At 35.8% G+C, this 1,633-nt stretch carries 2 pseudogenes; one reads left to right on the forward strand and one right to left on the reverse strand.

Going from position 1 to position 1,633, the window contains the following annotated elements:
* Positions 1 to 312: 312 nt before the first annotated feature.
* Positions 313 to 1,262: pseudogene (locus HET73_RS07330) on the forward strand (quinone oxidoreductase family protein).
* A gap of 163 nt (positions 1,263 to 1,425) precedes the next feature.
* Here HET73_RS07330 and HET73_RS07335 read toward each other — a convergent pair.
* A pseudogene (locus HET73_RS07335) lies at positions 1,426 to 1,633 on the reverse strand (hypothetical protein); the annotation flags it as partial.

Genomic DNA, 1,633 nt, shown 5'->3' on the forward strand with positions numbered 1-1,633 from the left:
GTTTAAGCGCGATTTTGGCTGCATGTGAAAAAATTTAAAAGACATGCAGCCCCAATAATTTCGCCAATAAATGCCTTAAGTTTTTTACTGAAATTTTGTCATTGAACCCGCGCGGATCACAAACAAGTTTTGAGTCAGAAATACCCTTAATGAGATTGAAGGGGGTTGTCAAGTAGTTTTTTCTATGAGCTACTTGACTCCCTGTTTTCAAATCATAATGTTCGTTATGCATATTTATCTTACAGTTCTAAATAATTTTACAAGATGTTGGTTATTAGATAATATAATTATAGTTTTTTTCTTATATTCATAATGGTTAGAGCTGTACAAATTAAGAAGACTGGAGGACCAGAGGTATTAGAATTTGTAGATAGGAGTATATGTGAGCCAAAAGGTGAGGAATTTTTAATACGCCACACAGCTATCGGTTTAAATCGTTATGATCTAGAGCATAGAAAAGATATTCGAAAAATTAAAAACTTGCCGTCAGTGCTTGGAGTGGAAGCAGTAGGAGTTGTTGAAAAGCTTGGTAGGAAAATAGGTGATGGCTTAGAGATTGGAGATAGAGTTGGATATTGCACAGCTCCGCCTGGAGCATATTGTGAAAAACGTCTTGAAACTTCTTACCAGAAATATCTGATAAAGATTCCAGATGAAAAACCAGATGAAATTGTAGCTGCAGTGTTATTTAAAGGCATGACGGCTCACTAATTAGTTAACCACTCTTACAAAATAAAACCTGGTGCTGTTGTGCTTGTGCATGGAGCAAGTGGTGGGTTAGTTCAGATACTATGCCAATGGGCAAAGGATAAAAAGGGAGTAGTTATAGGTTCTGTGAGCTCCGACGAAAAAATGAAGATAGCTCTGCAGAATGGCTGCACGTACGCGTTGAATTACAATGATACAGACTTTGTTTCTAAAACATGGAGATTACACAAAATAAGGGAGCAGGTGCAGTATATGACCCTATAGGCTATGCTACGAGTAAGCTTTCTTTTAAATCTTTAGGCAAGTTCGGCATATACGTTTCTTATGGGCAGATATCAGGCAGCGTCCCGGTTAGCTTTTCTTTGCTTAGTTCACGCTCACTATTTGCCATAGGAACCTCAATATATCATTATAAGCACGACAAGTTCACATTGGTGCTTACTGCAATGGAAATCTTTGAGATGATAAGAAAGAAACTTTTAACTGTAAGGATTAAAAAAATGTATACATTTGATGAAATAATAGAGGCTCATCGTGATATGGAGGATAGATAAGTAAGCGGGTTAAATATTATAAAAATTCCTTATATATATATATAACCATCCCTATGATGACATCTTCTAAAAAAGCTAGAGGTGATAGATTTTGATAGGAATGTAGTTGAGGCGAAGGAAAGAGGTAGAGATCTCTACCTCTTATTTGTTAACTTTAAGCTGCTTACTTACTAGTAACTTTAGACATAGCTGCATTTACTGCAATTTTTTCTAAGTTAGTTGTTACGGCAGCTTTTAACCCTTCAGCACTTTTGTTACTTACTTTAACTTTGAATGAAACACCAGGGTCAGTTATAGCTAACGCTTCTCTTACTTTAGTAAGACTATCTTCATCGTCTACAACAACATCTTTATCTTGAACCTTACATTTT

It is taken from the genome of Wolbachia endosymbiont of Atemnus politus, assembly GCF_013309895.1.